A 2504-nucleotide genomic window follows, 5' to 3' on the forward strand; every position below is an offset into this window, starting at 1 on the left:
CGTACGAACGCGAGTGGACGGCGGGGCTGGATGGGCCGAGTAGGTCCAGCACGTCCTCCGGGGTGAGGGTCTGCCCCGCCGTCCACTCGCGTTCGTACGTCTCGTCTCCCAGCCGCTTCCGCAGTCTCGCCCGGACCTGGGCGAGCTCCGTTCGTTCCGGCTCCGGGACGGGGAGGTCGCCGCGCCAGTGGGTGCCTGCCGACAGGACGCGGGTGGCGCGGGGGTCGTCGAGGTCGGCCAGGAGGGTGGCCGACGCCTCGGCGAGCAGGGACAGGACCGGCTCCGCGCACTTGTCCCGTACGGCACCGCGCAGGCCCTCGACCACCTTCGGCAGAGCGGCGGCCGGACCCGACTGCAAGGCCGTGATCTTCGCGTCGGCATGCGCGACACCCGCCTCGAACTGCGGCGGGGGCGTGGCCCGCGCGGCCCACTCGATGCTCGACCGCCATTCGGTACGGGCCAGTTCGAGGTCCCCCTCGGCCAGCGCCACGTACGCGGAGAGCAGGCGGACGAACGCGCGGGTGTCCAGGACGCCGTAGCGCTCGCCTTCCTCGTCGGACTCGGCGATGGCCCGCCTGGCGAGGGGCAGATCGCCCGCGCGGTAGGCGATCTCGGCGAGCCGGGCGATCAGGAGCGGCGCCTCGGAGTACACCCCCATCTCGTACGCGAGGAGCAGGCCCTCCTCGTACTCCGCCTGCGCCTCGGCGAACTGGCCACGGGCCATCGCGGCCTCGCCGACCGCCGTGCACACATGGGCCTTGAGCCAGCGGTCGCCGACCTGGCGGGACAGCGTCCTCAGCTCCGCCAGGTCCTTGTCCACGGCGCCGAGGCCGCCGCGGGTGTCGACGGCGACATGGGCGCGGAACAGCAGGGCGACGCACATCTCCCAGGGACCTCCGTACAGGCGGCAGGCCTCGGTGGCCGTCTCCATCGCCTCGCGGCCGCCGCTCGTGCCGTCGAGTACGAACGTGGCGAACGGCCACAGGAGGCCGGGGAACGTGGCGGACTGCGGGATCGGACGGCCGAACACCTCGCGCAGCAGGGCCAGTTCGGACCGGGCCCGCGGCTCGTCCAGGGGCTGGCCGGGCACGGAGTCCGAGAGCAGGAACAGCTGGAGCAGACGCAGCCGCATACGCGGCCAGTAGCGCGGGTCCGCTTCGGCCTCGGGGCCGGTCGGGCGCCCGTCCGGGCCCGTCGGGTCCTCGCCGAGCGCGAGGGCGGCGGCGCTCCAGTCGCTGCCTTCGCGGCGGTAGTTGCGCAGGGACCAGAACCAGCCCATGGCGAGGGCGAGTTCGAGCGCGGCCTGCTCGTCGCCGGTGGTGACGCTGTGCTGAAGAACGGCGCGGAGGTTGTCGAGGTCCCGCTCCACCCGGCCGATCCAGGGCAGCTGTTCGGCGGTGCGCAGCAGCGGGTCGGCCTGTTCCATGAGGGCGAGGAAGTGGTCCGTGTGCCGCTTGCGGGCCGCGGCACGGGTCGCCGGCTCCTCCTCGGCGCGCTCCGTGGCGTACTCGTGGATGGTTTCGAGCATGCGGTAGCGCATGCCCTCGTCCCCGCGGCGGCAAGGAGCCGCGACGATCAGGGACTTGTCGACCAGGGCGCCGAGCAGCAGTGCGGCGTCCCCGCTGCACACCGCCTCGGCCGCGGACAGGTCCCAGCCGCCGGCGAACACGGAGACCTCGCGCAGGAAGGTGCGCTCCCTCGCGTCGAGCAGCTCCCAGGACCAGTCGACGACCGCGCGCAGGGTCTGCTGGCGGGGCAGCACGGTCCGGCTTCCCGAGGTGAGCAGCCGGAAGCGGTCGTCGAGGCGGTCGGCGATCTGGCGCGGGGTGAGCAACCGCAGCCGGGCGGCGGCCAGTTCGATCGCGAGCGGCAGGCCGTCCAGACGGGTGCAGATCTCCGCGACGGCCGCGCGGTCCTGCTCCGGGTCGAAGCCGGGCAGCACGGCGGCGGCCCGTTCGGCGAAGAGGCGGTGGGCGGGCTCTTCGGGGAGCGGGTCGACGGGCCGTACGGACTCGCCGGGCACCCCGAGGGGCTCGCGGCTGGTGGCGAGGATCCGCAGCTTCGGGCAGTGCGTGAGCAGGGCCTCGGCGAGGTGGGCGGCCGCGTCGATGACGTGTTCGCAGTTGTCGAGGATCAGGAGCAGCTCGCGGTCCGCGCAGAACTCGGTGAGCAGGGCGACCGGGTCGTCCTGCGCGACCGAGAGCTCGCTCGTGCGCAGCACCGTGTCCCGCAGGCCCAGGGCGCTGACCACGGCGCCGGGGACCGCGTCGGGCCGTTCGAGCGGGGCGAGTTCGGCGAGCCAGGCCGGGGTGGGGTGCCCGGCGGCCGTCTCCTCCGCGAGGCGGGTCTTGCCGGAGCCGCCGGGGCCGGTGAGGGTGACGAGGCGGGCCTTCTTCAGATCCGTACGGATGGCGGCGAGTTCGGGTTCCCGGCCGACGAAGGAGGTCAGGCGGGGGCGGAGGTTGCCGGTGGCGGCCGGGCGGTCCGGGTGCTCTCGTCCGGGT

Annotated in this window: 1 protein-coding gene; it reads right to left on the bottom strand. The window is 74.2% G+C overall.

Going from position 1 to position 2504, the window contains the following annotated elements:
- The coding region (locus G6045_RS40255) for an ATP-binding protein (RefSeq protein ID WP_206344815.1) at nucleotides 1-2504 on the bottom strand (2504 nt) is incomplete at both ends.

It is taken from the genome of Streptomyces mesophilus (genome assembly GCF_011044995.1).
In the GTDB taxonomy this organism is placed as follows: domain Bacteria; phylum Actinomycetota; class Actinomycetes; order Streptomycetales; family Streptomycetaceae; genus Streptomyces; species Streptomyces mesophilus.